Raw genomic sequence first — 20,845 nt, forward strand, 5'->3', positions numbered from 1 at the left:
TTCCTGTTTGAGGGTTTCCTGTGCGTTCATTGTTCTGGCGCATCCTGGCCAGCTTCTGGTTGGCCATCGCCTTGGTTGCCGGGTTATCGATCCTGCTTGGGCACATGCTTAATCAAGACGCCTGGATTCTCAGCCGCCACCCCGGCCTCAATAACCTGGCGCAGGAGTGGACCCAACTCTACGAAGCCCAGGGCGAGGACGCCGCCCAGGACTTGCTGCAACAGCGCAAGCGCCAGTACCACATCGACGTGCAAGTACTCAACGAAAGCGGCGAGCCGGTGGTGCGCGGCACCTTCCCGCGCCGTGCTGCCGCCTTTGAAGCCCGGCAGAACGATAACAAGGACGGCCACCTGCCCTGGCGGCGCCTGACCGCCGAATACACCAGCAAGAAGACCGGCGACACCTACCTGTTGATCTACCGCATCCCGCACCCGGAACTCGACCAATGGCACCGCAGCAGCCTGACATGGCCGTTGAGCGCATTGACGATTGCCCTGGTGGTGCTGACCTTGTTCAGCCTGTTCGTCACCCTGTCCATCACGCGCCCTTTAAGTCGCCTGCGCGGCGCCGTGCATGACCTCGGCCAGGCCACCTACCAGCAGAACAGCCTGGCGCAACTGGCCAACCGCCGCGATGAGTTCGGCGTGCTGGCCACCGACTTCAACCGCATGGGCGCACGCCTGCAAAGCCTGATCGGCAGCCAGCGCCAATTGCTGCGCGATGTCTCCCACGAACTGCGCTCGCCCCTGGCCCGCCTGCGGATCGCCCTGGCCCTGGCCGAACGCGCCAGCCCCGAAGAGCGAGAAAGGCTCTGGCCGCGCCTGACCCGCGAATGCGATCGCCTCGAAGCGCTGATCAGTGAGATCCTGGTCCTGGCCCGCGTCGATGCCGACAACGCCAGCGCCGAAGACATCGACCTCATTCCCTTGCTCAAGACCCTGCAAAAGGACGCTCAGCTCAGCGCGCCGGAGCAGATCGTGCAACTGAGCACAGACAGCGACCTGCATCTGAAGGGCTGGCCGACCATGATCGAACGCGCCGTGGATAACCTGCTGCGCAACGCCCAGCGCTTCAACCCGCCGGGGCAAACCATCGACTTGCAGGCCCGGCGCCACGGTGAACGCATCCTCATCAGCGTGCGCGACCACGGCCCCGGTGTCGAAACCGAACACCTGAACCAACTGGGCGAACCGTTCTACCGCGCCCCTGGCCAGACCGCCCAAGGCCACGGCCTGGGCCTGGCGATTGCGCGGCGCGCGGCCGAACGCCATGGCGGCAGCCTGAGCCTGGCCAATCATCCCGATGGCGGGTTTGTCGCCAGCATCGACCTGCCGCTGGAGCCCGGAATCGCCACACCGGCCTGATGATCTTCTATAGTGGCCCTTCTCTTAAGGAGGGCCTTTGATGACTGACCTGCTGACCCCCATCCAAGCCGCACTCGACCTGCCGTACACCCCACTGAGCATCACCTCGGCCGGCGCCCTGCCCTCGACCTTCGCGGTCACCGCGTTGGCCAGCGCCAGCATCGGCGCCGCCGGCCAGGCCGTCGCCGAGTTGCTCCAGCAACAGACCGGGCGCTTGCCCGGCGTGAGCGTGGACCGACGCCTGGCGTCCTTCTGGTGCTCTTCTTCAATTCGCCCGGTGGGCTGGCAGGTGCCGCCAGTGTGGGACCCGGTGGCCGGCGACTATGCCTGCGCCGATGGCTGGATTCGCCTGCACACCAACGCGCCCCATCACCGTGCTGCGGCCGAACGGGTGCTCGGCAAGGTCACAGAGCGTACCGAGATGGCCGAAAAAGTCGCCACCTGGCATGCCGCCGAACTGGAACAGGCCATTGTGGATGCCGACGGTTGCGCGGCGCAGATGCGCACATGGCAGGCCTGGCGGTCCCACCCACAGGGCCTCGCGGTGAATGCCGAGGACTTGATCCAGCGCCAGACCTTCGAGACAACCTGCGATAAACCCTGGCTCGGCTCGATGGCCCGGCCGCTGGCGGGCATCAAGGTCCTGGACCTGACCCGCGTGCTGGCCGGCCCGGTCGCCAGTCGTTTTCTGGCAGGCCTGGGGGCGGACGTGCTGCGTATCGACTCACCGACCTGGAATGAACCCGGCGCGGTGCCGGAAATGACCCTGGGCAAACGCTGCGCGCGCCTGAACCTGAAAACGCCCGAAGACCGGCTGATTTTCGAGCGCCTGCTCAAGGACGCCGACATGTTGCTCCACGGTTACCGCGCCGATGCCCTGGAGCAACTCGGCTATACCCCGGACCAACTGCAAGCCCTCGCTCCTGGCCTGATCGACATCAGCCTCAACGCCTACGGCTGGAGTGGCCCATGGCGCAACCGCCGAGGCTTCGACAGCCTGGTGCAGATGAGCAGCGGCATCGCCGAGGCAGGCATGGCCTGGAAACAATCGGACAAACCGGTGCCGCTGCCGGTGCAGGCGCTGGATCATGCCACCGGGTACCTGATGGCGGCCAGCGCGCTCCGCGCCTTGAGCGAACGCCTGAAAACCGGCCGTGGCGGTTTGGCGCGGTTGTCGCTGGCGCGCACGGCAAAATTGCTGGTAGATGCCGGCCAAGTGCCGGAACAGCCAGCGTTACGCGCCGAAGAACCGAGTGATCAAGGTCTGGTAGTGGAGCAGACCGCCTGGGGCCAGGCCCATCGCTTGCTGGCACCACTGACCATCAGCGGCACGCCGCTGCAGTGGGATTTGCCGGCCGGGGAACTGGGTTCACATCGCGCCCAGTGGTGACCTGCCCTGTGGGAGCGGTGGGTCAGTCAACATCAATGTCTGCTGGGCCGACGTCTTCGCGAGCAAGCCCGCTCCCACATTTGGGCCGCGGGGTGTCAGTTAGGTTAGATAGTCGTCGGCTCCCGAGCCGTCACGGGAGCAAGCCCCCTCGCCACAGGTTCAGAGCCACGCCAAAGGTGTGTAGATACCTATGCCGCGATGACGCCAGTACAGCGCCGCCAATCAAAGCGATAAAAACCCACTGTACAGCCCATACGCCGCCAGCCCCGCACCCGCGATCACGCAGCTGAAAATGCCTTTTTCCACGTGGGTAAACAATGGCTGCCCCTGCTCGCGCTTGGCCAGGGCAAACAGGATCACACCCGGTGCGTACAGCAGCGCCGACAGCGACAAATACTTCAAGCCCCCGGCGTAAAGCAGCCATACCGCGTAACCCAGGGCAATCAAGCCCACCAGCAAGTCCTTCATGCGCTGGCCTTGGGCGCCCTCATAGGTTTCGCCGCGCCCGCTCAACAACACTGCATAGGCCGCCGACCACAGGTACGGCACCAGGATCATCGATGAGGCCAGGTAAATCAGCGTGGTGTAGGTGCTGTGGGAAAACAGTGTGATCACCAGGAACCCCTGGATCATCACATTGGTCAGCCACAGCGCGTTGATCGGCACCTGGTTGGCATTTTCCTTTTTCAGGAACGCCGGCATGGTCTTGTCATGGGCGGTGGCGTAGAGGATTTCTGCGCAGAGCAGCGCCCAGGACAGCAACGCGCCGAGCAGCGACACCGCCAGGCCGACGCTGATCAGCACCGCCCCCCAGGGCCCGACGATATGTTCCAGCACGCCCGCCAGCGAAGGGTTTTGCAGCCCGGCCAACTGCGGCTGGCTCATGACCCCAAGCGACAGCACATTCACCAGCACCAGCAGCGCCAGCACCCCGAGAAACCCGATCAGCGTGGCGCGGCCCACGTCCGCGCGCTTCTCGGCCCGCGCCGAATACACGCTGGCGCCCTCGATGCCGATAAATACAAACACCGTGACCAGCATCATGTTGCGCACCTGGTTGACCACACTGCCGATGTGCGGGTTGCCCAGCCCCCAGATGTCACGGGTGAAGATGTCGGCCTTGAACGCCACGCCGGCAATGACCACAAACATCAGCAACGGCACCAGCTTCGCAATGGTGGTGATCTGGTTGATGAAGGCCGCCTCCTTGATCCCACGCATCACCAACCAATGCACGGCCCACAGCAGCAGCGAGGCGCAGCCGATGGCCACCGGTGTATTGCCCTGGCCAAACACCGGAAAAAAATAGCCTAAGGTGCTGAACAGCAACACGAAGTAGCCCACGTTGCCCATCCACGCGCTGATCCAGTAACCCCAGGCCGACGAAAAGCCCATGTAGTCGCCGAAGCCGGCCTTGGCGTAGGCGTACACACCTGAATCCAGCTCCGGTTTACGGTTGGCCAGGGTCTGGAACACAAAGGCCAGGGTCAGCATGCCGACGGCGGTGATTGCCCAGCCGATCAACACGGCGCCCACCTCGGCACGCGCGGCCATGTTCTGCGGTAACGAGAAAATCCCCCCACCGACCATCGACCCCACCACTAAGGCAACCAGCGCACTGAGTCGAAGCTTTCGGGCCGGTTGTGACATACAGACTCCTGAACAAATAAATGTTTTAGCTAACAACCGTGCACTCAACTCATTCATTCAGCGAGTGTAGCGTTTATTAGGGCCCGCGATAAAAGCGCACTATTAATAACCCAGCGGCATGACAACTAGCCGAGTTAAGGCTTATTTATACTTTAAATAAGGCTGGTAATTTTTCGTTTTAAAGAGACTTGCCGTCGCCGCCTTGAAAAATTTGCACATTCAGCAAAAGGGTCTAGCTTCAACCCTCCCACACGCGGCACTAAAGCGCTGAGAAAAACACAGGAATCGCTCTGCAACGCAACTTTTCGCGCAAAAGCATTACACACGAACTTTTACTCCAAGTCATTAATTCACAATGTAATACGCCAATGACGTGATCTAAGTCAGCTGTTTGATTAGCGCACGGTTTTATTCTGTTGTCTCTCTTCTCCTGCATTGGAGTTATGCGATGTCTGAATCTCCCGGAAAACTTCGATTAGGCGCACTGGTTGCGCTCGTCGTCGGCTCGATGATTGGTGGCGGGATCTTCTCCCTGCCGCAAAACATGGCGGCCAGCGCCGATGTCGGTGCCGTATTGATCGGTTGGGTGATTACCGCCGTGGGCATGCTGACCCTGGCCTTTGTGTTCCAGACCCTGGCCAACCGCAAGCCCGACCTCGACGGCGGGGTGTACGCCTACGCCAAGGCCGGTTTCGGCGACTACATGGGCTTCTCGTCGGCCTGGGGTTACTGGATCAGCGCCTGGCTGGGCAACGTCGGCTACTTCGTACTGCTGTTCAGTACCCTCGGTTACTTCTTTCCGATCTTTGGCGAAGGCAACACACCAGCGGCCGTGATTGGCGCCTCGGTGTTGCTGTGGGCCGTGCATTTCCTGGTGCTGCGCGGGATCAAGGAAGCGGCGTTCATCAACCTGGTGACCACCGTCGCCAAGGTGGTGCCGTTGGTGCTGTTCGTGCTGATCGCCGTGTTCGCGTTCAAGCTGGATATCTTCACCGCTGACATCTGGGGCCTGAAAAACCCGGACCTGGGCAGCGTGATGAACCAGGTGCGCAACATGATGCTGGTCACCGTCTGGGTGTTCATCGGCATCGAAGGCGCGAGCATCTTCTCGGCGCGCGCCGAACAACGCAGCGATGTGGGCAAGGCTACGGTGATCGGCTTTATCACCGTGCTGTTGTTCCTGATGCTGGTGAACGTGCTGTCCCTGGGCATCATGACCCAGCCGGAACTGGCCAAGCTGCAGAACCCGTCGATGGCGGCCGTGCTGGAACACGTGGTGGGCCACTGGGGCGCGGTGCTGATCAGCGTCGGCCTGGTCATTTCCCTGCTCGGTGCGCTGCTGTCGTGGGTGCTGCTGTGTGCGGAGATCATGTTCGCCGCCGCCAAGGACCACACCATGCCGGCGTTCCTGCGTAAGGAAAACGCCAACCATGTGCCGGCCAATGCCCTGTGGCTGACTAACGCCATGGTCCAGGTGTTCCTGGTGATTACGCTGTTTTCCGCCAGCACCTACCTGAAGCTGATCTACCTAGCCACCTCGATGATCCTGGTGCCTTACCTGTGGTCGGCGGCTTATGCGCTGCTGTTGGCGGTACGTGGCGAGACCTACGAAAACGACCCAGCCGAGCGCAGAAAGGACCTGCTCATCGGCGCAATCGCACTGATCTACGCGGTCTGGCTGCTCTACGCCGGCGGCACCAAATACCTGCTGCTCTCTGCCCTGCTCTATGCCCCTGGCGCGATCCTGTTCGCCATGGCCAAGCATGAACTGGGCAAACCGATTTTCACCCACGTCGAGAAGCTGATTTTCGCCGCCGTGGTCATTGGCGCCCTGGTGGCTGCCTATGGCCTCTACGCCGGCTTCCTGACCATGTAACTGTTGTTCACTGGAGGATCTGTAATGACCACGGAAAAAGTGAAGTACGGCGTCCATTCCGAAGCCGGCAAACTGCGCAAAGTCTTGGTGTGCTCCCCAGGTTTGGCCCACCAGCGGCTGACCCCCAACAATTGCGACGAACTGCTGTTCGACGACGTGCTATGGGTGGCCCAGGCCAAGCGCGACCATTTCGACTTCGTCACCAAGATGCGCGAGCGGGACATCGATGTGCTGGAAATGCACAACCTGCTGACCGATATCGTCGCCATGCCCGAAGCCCTGGACTGGATTCTGCAGCGCAAGATCACCGCCAATCAGGTCGGCCTCGGCCTGATCAACGAAGTCGGCTCGTGGCTGCGCAGCCTGGAGCCGCGCAAGATCGCCGAGTTCCTGATCGGTGGCGTGTCGGCCGATGACCTGCCGAACAGCTTCGGCGGCAAGACCATCGAGATGTTCCGCGATTTCCTTGGCCACTCCAGCTTCATCCTGCCGCCGCTGCCCAACACCCAGTTCACTCGTGACACCACCTGCTGGATCTTTGGCGGCGTGACGCTGAACCCGATGTACTGGCCGGCGCGACGCCAGGAAACCCTGCTGGCCAGCGCCATCTACAAGTTCCACCCCGAGTTCACCAACGCCGACTTCCAGGTCTGGTACGGCGACCCGGACCAGGACCATGGCAACGCCACCCTCGAAGGCGGTGACGTCATGCCGCTCGGCAACGGCGTGGTGTTGATCGGCATGGGCGAGCGTTCGTCGCGCCAGGCCATCGGCCAACTGGCGCTGAACCTGTTCAAACACAAAGCCGTCGAGCGCGTCATCGTCGCCGGCCTGCCCAAATCCCGCGCGGCCATGCACCTGGATACCGTGTTCAGCTTCTGCGACCGCGACCTGGTCACCATCTTCCCCGAAGTGGTCAGCCAGATCGTCGCTTTCAGCCTGTATCCGGACGAGAGCAAGCCCGGCGGCATCGATGTGCGCCGCGAAGACGCCAGCTTCCTCGACGTGGTCGCCAGCGCCCTCAAGCTCAACAGCCTGCGCGTGGTCGAGACCGGCGGCAACAGCTTCGCCGCCGAACGCGAGCAATGGGACGACGGCAACAACGTGGTGGCCCTGGAGCCTGGCGTGGTGATCGGTTATGACCGCAACACTTACACCAACACCCTGCTGCGCAAGGCCGGTGTAGAAGTCATCACCATCAGCGCCGGTGAACTCGGCCGCGGCCGTGGCGGTGGCCACTGCATGACCTGCCCGATCATTCGCGACCCTATCGACTACTGATGTTCAAGCCTTGGCCGCCGCCCACAAGGCACCGGCCAAGGGGATAACCAACACCTACGGAGATCCACCATGGCTTTCAATATGCGCAACCGCAGCCTGCTGTCGCTGATGCACCACACCCCCCGCGAGCTGCACTACCTGCTGGACCTGTCCCGCGACCTCAAGCGCGCCAAATACACCGGCACCGAGCGTCCGCACCTGCAAGGCAAGAACATCGCGTTGATCTTCGAGAAAACCTCGACCCGCACCCGTTGCGCCTTCGAAGTGGCGGCCCACGACCAGGGTGCCCATGTCACCTACATCGACCCGGTGTCGTCGCAGATCGGCCACAAAGAAAGCATGAAAGACACTGCCCGCGTGCTCGGTCGCATGTTCGATGCCATTGAGTACCGTGGCTTTGAGCAGGAGATCGTCGAAGAACTGGCCAAGTTCGCCGGCGTGCCGGTGTTCAACGGCCTCACCGCCGAGTTCCACCCCACCCAGATGATCGCCGACACCCTGACCATGCGCGAACACAGCGACAAGCCGCTGCATGACATCAGCTACGCCTACCTGGGCGACGCCCGCTACAACATGGGCAACTCGTTGCTGATGATCGGCGCCAAGCTCGGCATGGACGTGCGCATCGGCGCGCCGAAAGCCCTGTGGCCACACGAAGACTTCATCAAGCAATGCCAGGCCTTTGCAGAAGAGAGTGGCGCGCGCATCACCATCACTGAAGATCCGGTCGAGGCGGTGAAGGGCGTGGATTTCATCCACACCGATATCTGGGTGTCGATGGGTGAGCCGGTGCAAGCGTGGGACGAGCGCATCGAACAACTGCTGCCGTACCAGGTCAACGCCAAGATGATGAAAGCCGCGGGCAACCCTCGGGTGAAATTCATGCACTGCCTGCCGGCGTTCCACAACAGCGAAACCAAGGTCGGCAAGGACATCGCCGCGCGGTATCCGAACCTGGCCAATGGTGTGGAAGTGACCGAGGACGTCTTCGAGTCTCCCGCCAACATCGCGTTCGAGCAGGCGGAAAACCGCATGCATACCATCAAGGCGATACTGGTGTCGGCACTGGCGGATATCTAAACCCTGCTGCGATTCCACTGTAGGAGCGAGCTTGCTCGCGAAGGCGGTCAACGATAACGCGTCCATTCTGAATGAGCGCGGTGTCCTTGAGTTTTTCGCGAGCAAGAACTAGGCGTCCCCCTCGCTCCTACAAAGGATTGCGAACTTTAGAAGGATTACATCATGCGCATCGTCGTAGCTCTGGGCGGCAACGCCTTGCTCCGCCGTGGTGAACCCATGACCGCGGACAACCAACGCGCCAATATCCGCATCGCCACCGAACAGATCGCCAAGATCCACGCGGGCAACGAGCTGGTGATCGCCCACGGCAATGGTCCGCAAGTCGGCCTGCTGTCGTTGCAGGCGGCGGCCTATACCAGCGTTTCGCCCTACCCGCTGGACGTGCTTGGTGCCGAGACCGAAGGCATGATCGGCTATATCATCGAACAGGAACTGGGCAACCTGCTGGATTTCGAAGTGCCATTTGCGACTCTGCTCACCCAGGTTGAAGTGGACGCCAAGGACCCTGCCTTCCAGAACCCCAGCAAACCGATTGGTCCGGTGTACACCAAGGCCGAGGCCGAAAAGCTCGCCGCTGAAAAAGGCTGGGCCATCGCGCCCGATGGTGACAAATACCGCCGCGTGGTCGCCAGCCCTCGGCCCAAACGCATCTTTGAAATCCGCCCGATCAAGTGGCTGCTGGAAAAAAACGCCATCGTGATCTGCGCCGGTGGTGGCGGTATCCCGACAATGTACGGTGAAGACGGCAAGCTCACAGGCGTTGAAGCAGTGATCGACAAAGACCTGTGTTCGTCCTTGCTGGCCGCGCAACTGGACGCCGATTTGCTGGTGATCGCCACCGACGTCAATGCGGCATTTATCGACTTCGGCAAACCGACCCAGAAGGCCATCGGCCAGGCCCACCCCGACGCCATGGAAACCCTCGGTTTCGCCGCCGGCTCCATGGGCCCCAAGGTGCAAGCGGCCTGCGAGTTCGCCCGCCAGACTGGCAAAACCGCAGTGATCGGTTCACTCTCGGACATCGAAGCCATCGTCCAGGGCAGCGCCGGCACGCGCATCAGCACGGCGACACCTGGCATCACCTATCTGTGAAGTAGAGGAGATACGCCTATGGCCACCTTTGAACCCGGACACCTGCACGTCGAACGCCACGCGCTGAACAAGGATGACTACAGCTACAACCTGTGCATCGATTACGAAGTCAGCCAGGACCCAAAGGAAGGCAAGGGCATGCTGTTCACGGTGCACGGTTCGGTGCAGGGCAATGACCTCAAGGAAGTGTTTTTCCTGCCCAAGGACCAGGCGTTCGACTTTGCCCGGCATGCGATGAATATCGCGCAAAAATACGGCATGCCGAAGACCGCGGTACTCAATGGTTCGATGCACAAGCAGTACGACTTGATGTTCGAGGATGTACGGCATCAGTTGGATGTGAAAGCGGGCGACCCGGTCAAACCCGAGCACCTGGCATAGAAACAGCGCAAATCCCTGTGGGGGCGGGCTTGCTCGCTCCCACATTGTTGCTCTCCATTTACCCGATTTCACCTAACGCCTTCCCCCAAGGCATACTTGCCGCCTCTCGCTCTCCAGAATCGTCTACATGCGTATCCACGTCAGCTTCATCGACCGCGTCGGCATCACCCAGGAAGTCCTGGCCTTGCTCGGTGGGCGCAATCTCAACCTGGATGCGGTGGAAATGGTCCCCCCCAACGTCTATATCGACGCGCCGACCCTCAGCGCCGAGGTGCTTGAAGAACTGCGCGATGCGCTGTTCAGCGTGCACGGCGTGCAAGCGGTGACGGTGGTGGACATCCTTCCCGGCCAACGTCGCCACCTGCAACTCGACGCCCTGCTGGCCGCCATGACCGACCCGGTGCTGGCCCTGGACAGCGCGGGCAAGATCCTGCTGGCCAACCCGGCGTTGATTGCCCTCTATGGGCGCGAACCCGCCGGGGAGAGCATCGCCGAGCTGTTCAACGACCCGGCACTGCTCGATACCCTGCTGGAAAACGGCTTTCGCCTGCCCCTGCGCGAGATCAGCGTCAACGGCCAGACCTTGCTGCTGGACGCTACGCCGATTACCGACGCCGGCGCGCTGCTCACCTTGTATCAGCCCAACCGTATCGGCGAACAACTCTCAGCGCTGCACCATGACCATGCCGAAGGTTTTGATGCATTGCTCGGTGAATCGCCGGCAATCCGTACCCTCAAAGCGCGTGCGCAGCGGGTGGCGGCCCTGGATGCGCCACTATTGATCCAAGGCGAAACCGGCACCGGCAAAGAGTTGGTGGCGCGTGCCTGCCACGCCATCAGTACGCGCTCCAGTGCGCCATTTCTGGCCTTGAACTGCGCCGCGCTGCCGGAGAACCTCGCCGAAAGCGAGTTGTTCGGTTATGCCCCCGGCGCCTTCACCGGCGCCCAGCGCGGCGGCAAGCCAGGGCTGATGGAACTGGCCAACCAAGGCACGGTGTTCCTGGATGAGATCGGCGAGATGTCACCGTACCTGCAGGCCAAGTTGCTGCGCTTTCTCAATGACGGCAGCTTCCGGCGGGTAGGCGGCGACCGTGAAGTGAAGGTCAATGTGCGCATCCTCAGCGCCACCCACCGCGACCTGGAAAAAATGGTCAACGAGGGCACCTTTCGCGAAGACCTGTTCTACCGCCTCAACGTCCTCAATGTCGAAGTGCCGCCCCTGCGCGAGCGCGGCCAGGACATCCTGTTGCTGGCGCGCTACTTCATGCAGCAGGCCTGCGCGCAGATCCAGCGCCCGGTGTGCCGCCTGGCGCCCGGCACCTATCCGGCGCTGCTCGGCAACCGCTGGCCAGGCAATGTGCGCCAGTTGCAGAACGTGATCTTCCGCGCTGCCGCCATTTGCGAAAGCAGCCTGGTGGACATCGGCGACCTGGACATCGCCGGCACCTCGGTGGCACGCCAGAACGACGGCGAAATCGACAGCCTGGAACAGGCCATGGAAGACTTCGAACGCAGCCTGCTGGAAAAGCTCTATGCCAGCTACCCCTCGACCCGCCAACTGGCCAGCCGCCTGCAAACCTCCCATACCGCCATCGCCCATCGCCTGCGCAAGTACGGCATACCCAACAAACCCTGATCTGTTGACGATCTTCGCGAGCAAGAACTAGGCGTCCCCCTCGCTCCTACAGGGGTCGCATTCCAAATGGGTCTGAGAACGACATCCACTGTACTGAAAGCGCTACAGTGGAACGATATCGCTACAACCTTGTTTTTTACGCGCCATGCAAGGCGTTGATCCACATAGGCTTTTTTTCGCAGGCTCAGCTGTAGCGAAATCGCTACAGCCAAACGGCATAACCTCATAACCATTTTTAGTAACGCATTGAATTATAAAGACTTAATAACATTGGCCGCGATTTTGCTAAGCAACTCCCCATTATTCCCATTCCGTCCACCAGACGATTCTGGCCCTGAGGAGTTTCCATGAGCGAGTTGCGTTTCACTAAAGATCACGAATGGCTGCGCGCCGAAGCCGATGGCAGCGTCACCGTAGGCATTACCGCTTTTGCGCAGGACGCGCTGGGCGACGTGGTTTTCGTGCAACTGCCTGAGCTGCAGGCATACGAAAAGGGCGCTGAAGCCGCCACCGTGGAATCGGTAAAAGCAGCCAGCGGTGTGTACATGCCGTTGGACGGTGAAGTCCTCGAAGTGAACGACAAGCTCGATGGCAGCCCGGAACTGGTCAACGAAGATCCGCTGGGCGAAGGTTGGTTCTTCCGCTTTAAACCGGCCGATGCCAGTGCAGTGGCTAAGCTGTTGGATCAGGATGCGTACGACCGCCTGATCAAAGCCAACGCTGAAGCCTGAGGAGCGCGCCATGAGTATCAATTTGAGCACCGCCAACGAATTCATCGCCCGCCACATCGGCCCGCGCCAGGCAGACGAGCAGCAGATGCTCGCCAGCCTGGGCTTTGATTCCCTCGAAGCCCTCAGCGCCAGCGTGATCCCGGAAAGCATCAAGGGCACCAGCGTGCTCGGCCTGGAAGACGGCCTGAGCGAAGCCGAGGCCCTGGCCAGGATCAAGGCCATCGCCGGCCAGAACCAACTGTTCAAGACCTACATCGGCCAGGGCTACTACAACTGCCACACGCCGTCGCCGATCCTGCGCAACCTCCTGGAAAACCCGGCCTGGTACACCGCCTACACCCCCTACCAGCCGGAGATTTCCCAAGGGCGTCTGGAGGCGCTGCTGAACTTCCAGACCCTGATCAGCGACCTCACCGGCCTGCCGATCGCCAACGCATCCTTGCTCGACGAAGCCACCGCCGCCGCCGAAGCCATGACCTTCTGCAAGCGCCTGAGCAAGAACAAGAGCAGCAACGCCTTCTTCGCCTCCGTACACAGCCACCCGCAGACCCTCGACGTGCTGCGCACGCGTGCCGAGCCGCTGGGCATCGATGTAGTGGTCGGCGATGAGCGCGAGCTGAGCGACGTGAGCGCGTTCTTCGGCGCCCTGCTGCAATACCCGGCGAGCAACGGTGATGTGTTCGACTACCGCGAACTGACCGAACGCTTCCATGCCGCCAATGCCCTGGTGGCCGTGGCCGCCGACCTGCTGGCCCTGACCCTGCTGACCCCTCCGGGTGAGTTCGGCGCCGACGTGGCCATCGGCAGCGCGCAACGCTTCGGCGTGCCGCTGGGCTTTGGTGGCCCGCACGCGGCGTACTTTTCCACCAAGGATGCGTTCAAGCGCGACATGCCGGGCCGCCTCGTCGGTGTGTCCGTCGACCGCTTCGGCAAGCCGGCCCTGCGCCTGGCCATGCAGACCCGCGAGCAACATATCCGCCGCGAGAAAGCCACCAGCAACATCTGCACCGCCCAAGTGCTGCTCGCCAACATCGCCAGCATGTACGCCGTGTACCACGGGCCCAAAGGCCTGACCCAGATCGCCCAGCGTATTCACCAGCTGACCGCGATCCTGGCCAAGGGCTTGAGCACCCTGGGCCTTGAGGTCGAGCAACAGCACTTCTTCGACACCCTGACCCTCAACACCGGCGCCGCGACCGCCGCCCTGCACGACAAGGCCCGCGCCCAGCGCATCAACCTGCGCGTGGTGGATGCCGAGCGTGTCGGTCTGTCGGTGGACGAAACCACCACCCAAGCCGATATCGAAACCCTGTGGGCAATCTTCGCCGACGGCAAAGCCCTGCCGGCTTTCGCCCAAGCCCAAAGCACCCTGCCGGCAGCGCTGCTGCGCCAGTCGCCGATCCTCAGCCACCCGGTGTTCAACCGCTACCACTCGGAAACCGAGCTGATGCGCTACCTGCGCAAGCTGGCGGACAAAGACCTGGCCCTGGACCGCACCATGATCCCGCTGGGTTCGTGCACCATGAAACTCAATGCCGCCAGCGAAATGATCCCGGTGACCTGGGCCGAATTCGGTGACCTGCACCCGTTCGCCCCGGCCGAACAAAGCGCCGGCTACCTGCAACTGACCTCGGAACTGGAAGCCATGCTCTGCGCGGCCACCGGTTACGACGCGATCTCGCTGCAACCGAACGCCGGTTCCCAGGGTGAGTACGCTGGCCTCCTGGCCATTCGTGCCTACCACCAGAGCCGTGGCGAAGAACGCCGCGACATCTGCCTGATCCCATCGTCGGCCCACGGCACCAACCCCGCCACCGCCAACATGGCCGGTATGCGTGTGGTGGTGACCGCCTGCGACGCGCGTGGCAACGTCGACATCGAAGACCTGCGCGCCAAGGCCATCGAACACCGCGAGCACCTTGCCGCGCTGATGATCACCTACCCGTCCACCCACGGTGTATTCGAGGAAGGCATCCGCGAAATCTGCGGGATCGTCCACGACAACGGCGGCCAGGTGTACATCGACGGCGCCAACATGAACGCCATGGTCGGCCTCTGCGCACCGGGCAAGTTCGGCGGCGACGTGTCCCACCTGAACCTGCACAAAACCTTCTGCATTCCTCACGGCGGTGGCGGCCCGGGCGTCGGCCCGATTGGCGTCAAGTCCCACCTCGCGCCGTTCCTGCCAGGCCACGCGGCCATGGCGCGCAAGGAGGGTGCGGTGTGCGCCGCACCGTTCGGCAGCGCGAGCATTCTGCCGATCACCTGGATGTACATCAGCATGATGGGCGGCGCGGGCCTCAAGCGCGCTTCTCAGTTGGCGATCCTGAACGCCAACTACATTTCCCGTCGCCTGGAAGAGCACTACCCGGTGCTGTACACCGGCAGCAACGGCCTGGTGGCCCACGAATGCATCCTGGATTTGCGCCCGCTCAAGGACAGCAGCGGCATCAGCGTGGATGACGTAGCCAAGCGCCTGATCGACTTCGGCTTCCATGCGCCGACCATGTCGTTCCCGGTCGCGGGCACGCTGATGATCGAGCCGACCGAAAGTGAATCCAAGGAAGAACTGGACCGTTTCTGCGCCGCGATGATCGCCATCCGCGATGAAATCCGCGCGGTGGAAAACGGCACTCTCGACAAGGACGACAACCCCCTGAAGAACGCGCCGCACACCGCGGCGGAACTGGTGGGCGAATGGAGCCACCCTTACAGCCGTGAACAAGCGGTGTACCCGGTGGCCTCGTTGATCGACGGCAAGTACTGGCCGCCGGTTGGCCGGGTCGACAATGTGTTCGGCGATCGCAACCTGGTGTGTGCGTGCCCGTCGATCGAGCTTTATGCATAAAGCAGTTACAAGCATCAAGTTGCAAGCTGCAAGAAAGAGCCGCTCGGCTTTTACTTGTAGCTTGTAGCTTGTAGCTCGCCACTGCTCCACTTAGGAGCCACCATGTCTTTAAGCGTGTTCGACCTGTTCAAGATCGGTATCGGCCCCTCCAGCTCCCACACCGTCGGCCCGATGCGTGCGGCCGCTCGATTCGTCGAGGGCCTCAAGCGTGACAACCTGCTGGTCGCCACCGCAGGTATCAAGGTGGAACTCTATGGCTCCCTCGGTGCCACCGGCAAAGGCCATGGCAGCGACAAGGCCGTGTTGCTCGGCCTGGAAGGCGAACACCCGGACACCGTGAACACTGAAACCGTCGACGCGCGACTCTCGCAGATGCGCAGCGACGGCCGCTTGAACCTGCTCGGCGAACACCGCATTGCGTTCAACGAGAAAGAACATCTGGCGATGATTCGCAAACCCCTCGCCTACCATCCCAACGGCATGATCTTTCGTGCCTTTGACGCCGCCGGCATCCAGATCCGCAGCCGCGAGTACTACTCGGTCGGCGGTGGGTTTGTGGTGGATGAAGACGCGGCCGGCGCGGACCGGATCGTCGAAGACGCCACACCGCTGACCTTCCCGTTCAAACACGCCAAGGACTTGCTCGGCCACTGCACCACCTACGGGCTGTCCATCAGCCAGGTGATGCTGACCAATGAAAGCGCCTGGCGCCCGGAAGCGGAAACCCGGGCCGGGCTGCTGAAGATCTGGCAGGTGATGCAGGACTGCGTGGACGCGGGCTGTCGCAATGAAGGGATTCTGCCGGGGGGCTTGAAGGTCAAGCGTCGCGCTGCCGCCCTGCATCGCCAGTTGTGCAAGAACCCGGAGTCGGCGCTACGTGACCCGTTGTCGGTACTCGACTGGGTCAACCTCTACGCCCTGGCGGTCAACGAAGAAAACGCCAATGGCGGGCGCGTGGTCACGGCGCCCACCAACGGTGCGGCCGGCATTGTGCCGGCGGTGCTGCATTACTACATGCGCTTTATCCCCGGCGCGAACGAAGACGGCGTGGTGCGCTTTCTGCTCACCGCCGCTGCCATCGGTATTCTGTACAAGGAAAACGCCTCGATCTCCGGTGCCGAAGTGGGCTGCCAGGGCGAAGTCGGCGTGGCCTGCTCCATGGCTGCCGGGGCGTTGTGCGAAGTGCTGGGCGGCAGCGTCTCCCAAGTGGAAAACGCCGCCGAGATCGGCATGGAACACAACCTCGGCCTGACCTGTGACCCGATCGGCGGGCTGGTGCAGGTGCCCTGCATCGAGCGCAATGCCATGGGCTCGGTGAAGGCGATCAATGCCGTGCGCATGGCCTTGCGCGGCGACGGCAAGCATTTTGTCTCGCTGGATAAGGTCATCCGCACCATGCGCCAGACCGGTGCCGATATGAAAAGCAAATACAAGGAAACCGCCCGTGGCGGTTTGGCCGTCAACATTATCGAGTGCTGACGCCCAGCGGCGCGCCAGCACGTTTTTCAGGAGCTGAATATGTCCACCGAAACCCTGTTGAAAACCCCGTTGCACGCCCTGCACCTCGAGCTGGGCGCGCGCATGGTGCCCTTCGCCGGCTACGACATGCCGGTGCAGTACTCATTAGGCGTGATGAAAGAACACCTGCACACCCGTGATCAGGCCGGGTTGTTCGATGTGTCCCACATGGGCCAGATCCGCCTGACCGGAGCCAATGCCGCCAAGGCCCTGGAAACCCTGGTGCCCGTCGACATCATCGACCTGCCGGTGGGCATGCAGCGCTATGCCATGTTCACCAACGAGCAAGGCGGCATCCTCGACGACCTGATGGTCGCCAACCTGGGTAACGACGAGCTGTTCCTGGTGGTCAACGCCGCCTGCAAGGACCAGGACCTGGCGCATCTGCGCAAACACATCGGCGACCAATGCACCATCGAGCCGCTGTTCGAAGAACGCGCCCTGCTGGCCCTGCAAGGCCCGGCGGCAGTGAAGGTGCTGGCACGCCTGGCGCCGGAAGTCAGCAAGATGACGTTCATGCAGTTCGCCTCGCTGCGCCTGCTGGGCGTGGACTGCTACGTCAGTCGCTCCGGCTACACCGGTGAAGACGGTTTTGAAATTTCCGTGCCTGCCGCCCATGCTGAAAGCCTGGCCCGCAGCCTGCTGGCCGAGACCGAAGTACAGGCCATCGGCCTGGGCGCCCGCGACTCGCTACGCCTGGAAGCCGGCCTGTGCCTGTACGGCCACGACATGAACACCCAGACCACGCCAATCGAAGCGAGCCTGCTATGGGCGATCTCCAAGGCCCGCCGCGCCGATGGCACGCGTGCCGGTGGCTTTCCGGGCGCCGACCGCATCTTCACCCAGCAGCAGGCCGGTGTGAACCGCAAGCGTGTGGGCCTGCTGCCGCAAGAACGCACTCCGGTGCGTGAAGGCGCGGAAATCGTCGACGAACACGGCACTGTGATCGGCAGCGTGTGCAGCGGCGGTTTTGGTCCGAGCCTGGGTGGCCCACTGGCCATGGCCTACCTGGACAGTGCCTTTACCGCGATCGATAGCGAAGTGTCTGCGTTGGTGCGTGGGAAAAAGGTGCCACTTCGTGTAAGCAAAATGCCATTTGTACCGCAACGTTACTACCGCGGCTGATTGACTGTTTCTGTAAGTAACGCGGTTGCGTCAATGTGCACTAATCTGTCACGCAACCGCCATAAAACAGTGCACTGCCGATAGTCGTTGTTATAGGAGACAACCTATAACAAGTGACCAACTCTATCGAATAAGTAAGCCCACCGCAGTGCCACGAACTGCCATGCGGCCAAGCAAAACCTGGGCTTTGGGCAGGGCTTGTTTTTTTCATATTAGTTGGCGTAGAGTTTGTTCACTGTGTTTGCATGGGTCGCTTGGAACCTGGACCTGGGCAGTAGCTGAAGTAGTTGTGCTACAACCCGTTCGACGTCTCTTACTTTCCTGCAACCCAGCCCAGTACTCTTTCATGTGAAAGGGGCTGTCATTAATTTATTAGCGTCAAAGGAAAGAAGAAATGTCCACACGTCTGAGCGGTACCGTCAAGTGGTTTAACGACGAGAAAGGGTTTGGTTTTATCACTCCAGAAAGCGGTCAGGATCTGTTCGTGCATTTCCGCGCTATTCAGGGCACCGGTTTCAAGACCCTCAAAGAAGGCCAGAAAGTGACGTTCGTTGCGGTGCAAGGCCAAAAAGGCATGCAGGCTGACGAAGTTCTAGCGGATGGCTGATCCAGCCCTGCGACAAAAAGCCCCTGATATGACATCAGGGGCTTTTTTATGGGCGCGATTCCGTAAACTGCGTCTTTTCTCCAGAGAGCCCTGCCATGTCCAAACCCCTGCTGAGCCCCCAAGGCGAGTTTCCCGCCGTTGGCCTGGGCCGTCGCCTGGCAGCAATGTTCTATGACTTCCTGTTGTGCACTGCCTTGCTGATCGTCACGGCATTCCTCTACAAACTGGTATGGATCGCGTTCGTCGGCGAAGCCAGGATGCGCACCCTCACCGAATCCGGCGCGCTGGACGGCGACCCCTTATTGTCGACGATCCTGTTGTTTGTGCTGTTTGGCTTTTTCGCCAAGTTCTGGACCCATTCCGGGCAGACCCTGGGCATGCAGGTATGGGGCGTACGCGTGCAGAACGCCGACGGCTCACGCATCAGCCTGTGGCAGGCGCTGCTGCGCTTTGTGGTGTCGATTGCGTCATGGTTGTGCGTAGGGCTGGGGTTTATCTGGTCGCTGTTCGACAAGCAGAAACGCAGCTGGCATGACATCTATTCCGACACGCAACTGGTGCGGATTCCGAAGCAAAAGAAATAACGTTTACCTGTTGGAAATCCAAATGTGGGAGCGGGCTTGCTCGCGAATACGGTGTATCAGTCAACTCATTCAGAGACTGGCACACTGCATTCGCGAGCAAGCCCGCTCCCACATTTTAACCGTGCATCACCCTGTATCAGGCGTTACCGGCGAGTTTGAGGCGCGCAGCCTGGGTAAAGTCCAGCATGCGCTTGAGCGGGCGCACGGCGTGGGGGATCACCGATGGCTCGACGAATATCTCGTTGCTGCCCTCACGCAGGCACTGCAACGTGCGCTCCAGCGTGTTCATCGCCATCCACGGGCAGTGCGCGCAACTGCGGCACGCGGCGCCGTTGCCAGCCGTAGGGGCTTCGACGAAGACCTTGTCCGGGCACAGCTGCTGCATCTTGTAGAAGATGCCGCGGTCGGTGGCGACGATAAAGGTCTTGTTCGGCAAACTCTGCGCCGCGGCGATCAACTGGCTGGTGGAGCCCACCGCGTCGGCCAGTTCGATCACCGAGGTCGGGGATTCCGGGTGCACCAGAATCGCCGCGTCCGGATACAGCGCCTTCATGTCTTCCAGCTGCTTGGACTTGAACTCTTCGTGGACGATGCAGGCACCGTCCCACAACAACATGTCGGCCCCGGTCTGGCGCTGGATGTAAGTGCCCAGGTGTTTATCCGGCCCCCAGATAATGGTCTCGCCGTTGTCCATCAGGCTTTCGACGATTTCCAGCGCACAGCTGGACGTCACCACCCAATCGGCGCGGGCTTTGACCGCCGCCGAGGTGTTGGCGTACACCACCACCGTGCGCTCGGGATGCTGGTCGCAGAATGCCGAAAACTCATCCACCGGGCAGCCAAGATCCAGAGAGCACGTGGCTTCCAGGGTCGGCATGAGAATACGTTTTTCGGGGGTGAGAATTTTGGCGGTCTCGCCCATGAAACGCACGCCGGCGACCAGTACGGTCCTGGCCGGGTGGGCAGCGCCGAAGCGCGCCATTTCCAGGGAATCGGAGACACAGCCGCCGGTTTCTTCGGCCAGGGCCTGAATCACCGGGTCACAGTAGAAGTGCGCCACCAGCACCGCATCCTGAGCCTTGAGCTCGGCGGCGATGGCGACACGCAGGCTCGCCTCTTCGTCGGCGCTGAGGGCCTTGGGCTGCTTGGCGTCGAGGTGGGCTTGAACCAGTAGGCGTTCGGAAATGTGCGTCATGTTCGCAAGACCTGCAGGCGCAGTTGCGCGAAAGTCGAGTGTACCACCGGCTCTGGAGCCCGTTGGGCGCCGCCGGACAAAGTGATTGTGTTCATCAAGCACGGGTAAAGGTGAAGCTGCGCAAGGCTACAGAATATCGAATGGATTCAAAAGCCAAATATGGCGTTTCAGGTACGCCTGCGGGACAAAAAAACGGGAAGCCCCCTCAAGGGGGCCTCCCATGTTTACATCGCCTGCCAGTCGTCTCATCGCGCATGTCGCCGGCTGACTGGGACTTTTGCACCAGGCAAAAAAAAACCCGGAAATCCTCACTTGCGTGGGCCTTCCGGATTTTCTAAACCGCCAAAAATGGTGGGTCGTGTGGGATTCGAACCTACGACCAATTGGTTAAAAGCCAACTGCTCTACCAACTGAGCTAACGACCCGCTGTGTGGTGGCGCGTATAATACTGATTTCTAAGGATTATTCAACACCTTATTTTAAAAAA

16 protein-coding genes and 1 tRNA gene are annotated in these 20,845 nt (G+C 61.4%); 14 read left to right on the forward strand and 3 right to left on the reverse strand.

The genetic code is table 11. From position 1 onward, the window contains the following. The first annotated feature begins 20 nt into the window (after nucleotides 1-20). Nucleotides 21-1,364 carry a sensor histidine kinase gene (locus tag AB4O05_RS26435; protein WP_460134443.1) on the forward strand — a complete coding sequence of 448 codons (1,344 nt, stop codon included), beginning with the start codon at nucleotides 21-23 and terminating at the stop codon, nucleotides 1,362-1,364. A 40-nt stretch (nucleotides 1,365-1,404) separates the two neighbouring features. Beyond that, nucleotides 1,405-2,754: a CoA transferase gene (locus tag AB4O05_RS26440; RefSeq protein WP_460134442.1), complete on the forward strand. Its 1,350-nt coding sequence runs from the start codon at nucleotides 1,405-1,407 to the stop codon at nucleotides 2,752-2,754. A 222-nt stretch (nucleotides 2,755-2,976) separates the two neighbouring features. Here AB4O05_RS26440 and arcD (AB4O05_RS26445) read toward each other — a convergent pair whose 3' ends face one another. Next, nucleotides 2,977-4,404 carry an arginine-ornithine antiporter gene (arcD, locus tag AB4O05_RS26445; RefSeq protein WP_460134440.1) on the reverse strand — a complete coding sequence of 476 codons (1,428 nt, stop codon included), beginning with the start codon at nucleotides 4,402-4,404 and terminating at the stop codon, nucleotides 2,977-2,979. 448 nt (nucleotides 4,405-4,852) lie between these two features. On the opposite strand from arcD (AB4O05_RS26445), the gene arcD (AB4O05_RS26450) reads away from it, so the two are divergent. The 12 genes from arcD (AB4O05_RS26450) (at nucleotide 4,853) to AB4O05_RS26505 (ending at nucleotide 19,163) form a co-directional block, all read left to right on the forward strand. After that, nucleotides 4,853-6,280, forward strand: coding sequence for an arginine-ornithine antiporter (gene arcD, locus AB4O05_RS26450; protein ID WP_460134438.1), 1,428 nt, complete (start codon nucleotides 4,853-4,855; stop codon nucleotides 6,278-6,280). A 24-nt stretch (nucleotides 6,281-6,304) separates the two neighbouring features. Further along, nucleotides 6,305-7,561: an arginine deiminase gene (arcA, locus tag AB4O05_RS26455; protein WP_460134437.1), complete on the forward strand. Its 1,257-nt coding sequence runs from the start codon at nucleotides 6,305-6,307 to the stop codon at nucleotides 7,559-7,561. Between the two features lie 69 nt (nucleotides 7,562-7,630). Continuing rightward, complete coding sequence (locus AB4O05_RS26460; protein ID WP_460134435.1) at nucleotides 7,631-8,641, forward strand: ornithine carbamoyltransferase; 1,011 nt, start codon at nucleotides 7,631-7,633, stop codon at nucleotides 8,639-8,641. A gap of 162 nt (nucleotides 8,642-8,803) precedes the next feature. Then, nucleotides 8,804-9,733, forward strand: coding sequence for a carbamate kinase (arcC, locus tag AB4O05_RS26465; protein WP_460134433.1), 930 nt, complete (start codon nucleotides 8,804-8,806; stop codon nucleotides 9,731-9,733). Between the two features lie 18 nt (nucleotides 9,734-9,751). Further along, nucleotides 9,752-10,114: a DUF5064 family protein gene (locus tag AB4O05_RS26470; protein ID WP_460134431.1), complete on the forward strand. Its 363-nt coding sequence runs from the start codon at nucleotides 9,752-9,754 to the stop codon at nucleotides 10,112-10,114. Between the two features lie 127 nt (nucleotides 10,115-10,241). Then, nucleotides 10,242-11,750, forward strand: coding sequence for a sigma-54-dependent transcriptional regulator (locus AB4O05_RS26475; RefSeq protein WP_460134429.1), 1,509 nt, complete (start codon nucleotides 10,242-10,244; stop codon nucleotides 11,748-11,750). Between the two features lie 347 nt (nucleotides 11,751-12,097). Continuing rightward, nucleotides 12,098-12,481 carry a glycine cleavage system protein GcvH gene (gene gcvH / locus AB4O05_RS26480; RefSeq protein WP_460134428.1) on the forward strand — a complete coding sequence of 128 codons (384 nt, stop codon included), beginning with the start codon at nucleotides 12,098-12,100 and terminating at the stop codon, nucleotides 12,479-12,481. Nucleotides 12,482-12,491: 10 nt separating this feature from the next. Continuing rightward, nucleotides 12,492-15,329, forward strand: a complete 2,838-nt coding sequence (gene gcvP / locus AB4O05_RS26485; RefSeq protein ID WP_460134427.1) for an aminomethyl-transferring glycine dehydrogenase — start codon at nucleotides 12,492-12,494, stop codon at nucleotides 15,327-15,329. A gap of 102 nt (nucleotides 15,330-15,431) precedes the next feature. Beyond that, complete coding sequence (locus AB4O05_RS26490; protein WP_460134425.1) at nucleotides 15,432-16,808, forward strand: L-serine ammonia-lyase; 1,377 nt, start codon at nucleotides 15,432-15,434, stop codon at nucleotides 16,806-16,808. Between the two features lie 39 nt (nucleotides 16,809-16,847). After that, nucleotides 16,848-17,972 (forward strand): glycine cleavage system aminomethyltransferase GcvT, encoded by a 1,125-nt coding sequence (gcvT, locus tag AB4O05_RS26495; RefSeq protein ID WP_460134423.1) that lies wholly within the window; start codon nucleotides 16,848-16,850, stop codon nucleotides 17,970-17,972. A gap of 394 nt (nucleotides 17,973-18,366) precedes the next feature. After that, the gene (locus AB4O05_RS26500; RefSeq protein ID WP_460134422.1) at nucleotides 18,367-18,579 is read left to right on the forward strand and encodes a cold-shock protein; all 213 of its coding nucleotides are present in this window, start codon (nucleotides 18,367-18,369) and stop codon (nucleotides 18,577-18,579) included. A 95-nt stretch (nucleotides 18,580-18,674) separates the two neighbouring features. After that, on the forward strand, nucleotides 18,675-19,163 hold the full coding sequence (locus tag AB4O05_RS26505; RefSeq protein WP_460134421.1) for an RDD family protein: 489 nt from the start codon (nucleotides 18,675-18,677) through the stop codon (nucleotides 19,161-19,163). A 136-nt stretch (nucleotides 19,164-19,299) separates the two neighbouring features. Here AB4O05_RS26505 and nadA read toward each other — a convergent pair whose 3' ends face one another. After that, complete coding sequence (gene nadA / locus AB4O05_RS26510; RefSeq protein ID WP_460134419.1) at nucleotides 19,300-20,358, reverse strand: quinolinate synthase NadA; 1,059 nt, start codon at nucleotides 20,356-20,358, stop codon at nucleotides 19,300-19,302. 349 nt (nucleotides 20,359-20,707) lie between these two features. Continuing rightward, nucleotides 20,708-20,783: transfer RNA gene (locus AB4O05_RS26515), tRNA-Lys, on the reverse strand. Between the last annotated feature and the right edge of the window lie 62 nt (nucleotides 20,784-20,845).

This window comes from Pseudomonas sp. S1_G07 (assembly GCF_054668565.1).

Excerpts from the sequence above, each read along its gene's own strand:
- AB4O05_RS26440 (WP_460134442.1), top strand. The coding sequence starts at position 1,405 with ATGACTGACCTGCTGACCCCCATCCAAGCCGCACTCGACCTGCCGTAC.
- arcD (WP_460134440.1), bottom strand. The coding sequence starts at position 4,404 with ATGTCACAACCGGCCCGAAAGCTTCGACTCAGTGCGCTGGTTGCCTTA.
- arcD (WP_460134438.1), top strand. The coding sequence starts at position 4,853 with ATGTCTGAATCTCCCGGAAAACTTCGATTAGGCGCACTGGTTGCGCTC.
- arcA (WP_460134437.1), top strand. The coding sequence starts at position 6,305 with ATGACCACGGAAAAAGTGAAGTACGGCGTCCATTCCGAAGCCGGCAAA.
- AB4O05_RS26460 (WP_460134435.1), top strand. The coding sequence starts at position 7,631 with ATGGCTTTCAATATGCGCAACCGCAGCCTGCTGTCGCTGATGCACCAC.
- arcC (WP_460134433.1), top strand. The coding sequence starts at position 8,804 with ATGCGCATCGTCGTAGCTCTGGGCGGCAACGCCTTGCTCCGCCGTGGT.
- AB4O05_RS26470 (WP_460134431.1), top strand. The coding sequence starts at position 9,752 with ATGGCCACCTTTGAACCCGGACACCTGCACGTCGAACGCCACGCGCTG.
- AB4O05_RS26475 (WP_460134429.1), top strand. The coding sequence starts at position 10,242 with ATGCGTATCCACGTCAGCTTCATCGACCGCGTCGGCATCACCCAGGAA.
- gcvH (WP_460134428.1), top strand. The coding sequence starts at position 12,098 with ATGAGCGAGTTGCGTTTCACTAAAGATCACGAATGGCTGCGCGCCGAA.
- gcvP (WP_460134427.1), top strand. The coding sequence starts at position 12,492 with ATGAGTATCAATTTGAGCACCGCCAACGAATTCATCGCCCGCCACATC.
- AB4O05_RS26490 (WP_460134425.1), top strand. The coding sequence starts at position 15,432 with ATGTCTTTAAGCGTGTTCGACCTGTTCAAGATCGGTATCGGCCCCTCC.
- gcvT (WP_460134423.1), top strand. The coding sequence starts at position 16,848 with ATGTCCACCGAAACCCTGTTGAAAACCCCGTTGCACGCCCTGCACCTC.
- AB4O05_RS26500 (WP_460134422.1), top strand. The coding sequence starts at position 18,367 with ATGTCCACACGTCTGAGCGGTACCGTCAAGTGGTTTAACGACGAGAAA.
- AB4O05_RS26505 (WP_460134421.1), top strand. The coding sequence starts at position 18,675 with ATGTCCAAACCCCTGCTGAGCCCCCAAGGCGAGTTTCCCGCCGTTGGC.
- nadA (WP_460134419.1), bottom strand. The coding sequence starts at position 20,358 with ATGACGCACATTTCCGAACGCCTACTGGTTCAAGCCCACCTCGACGCC.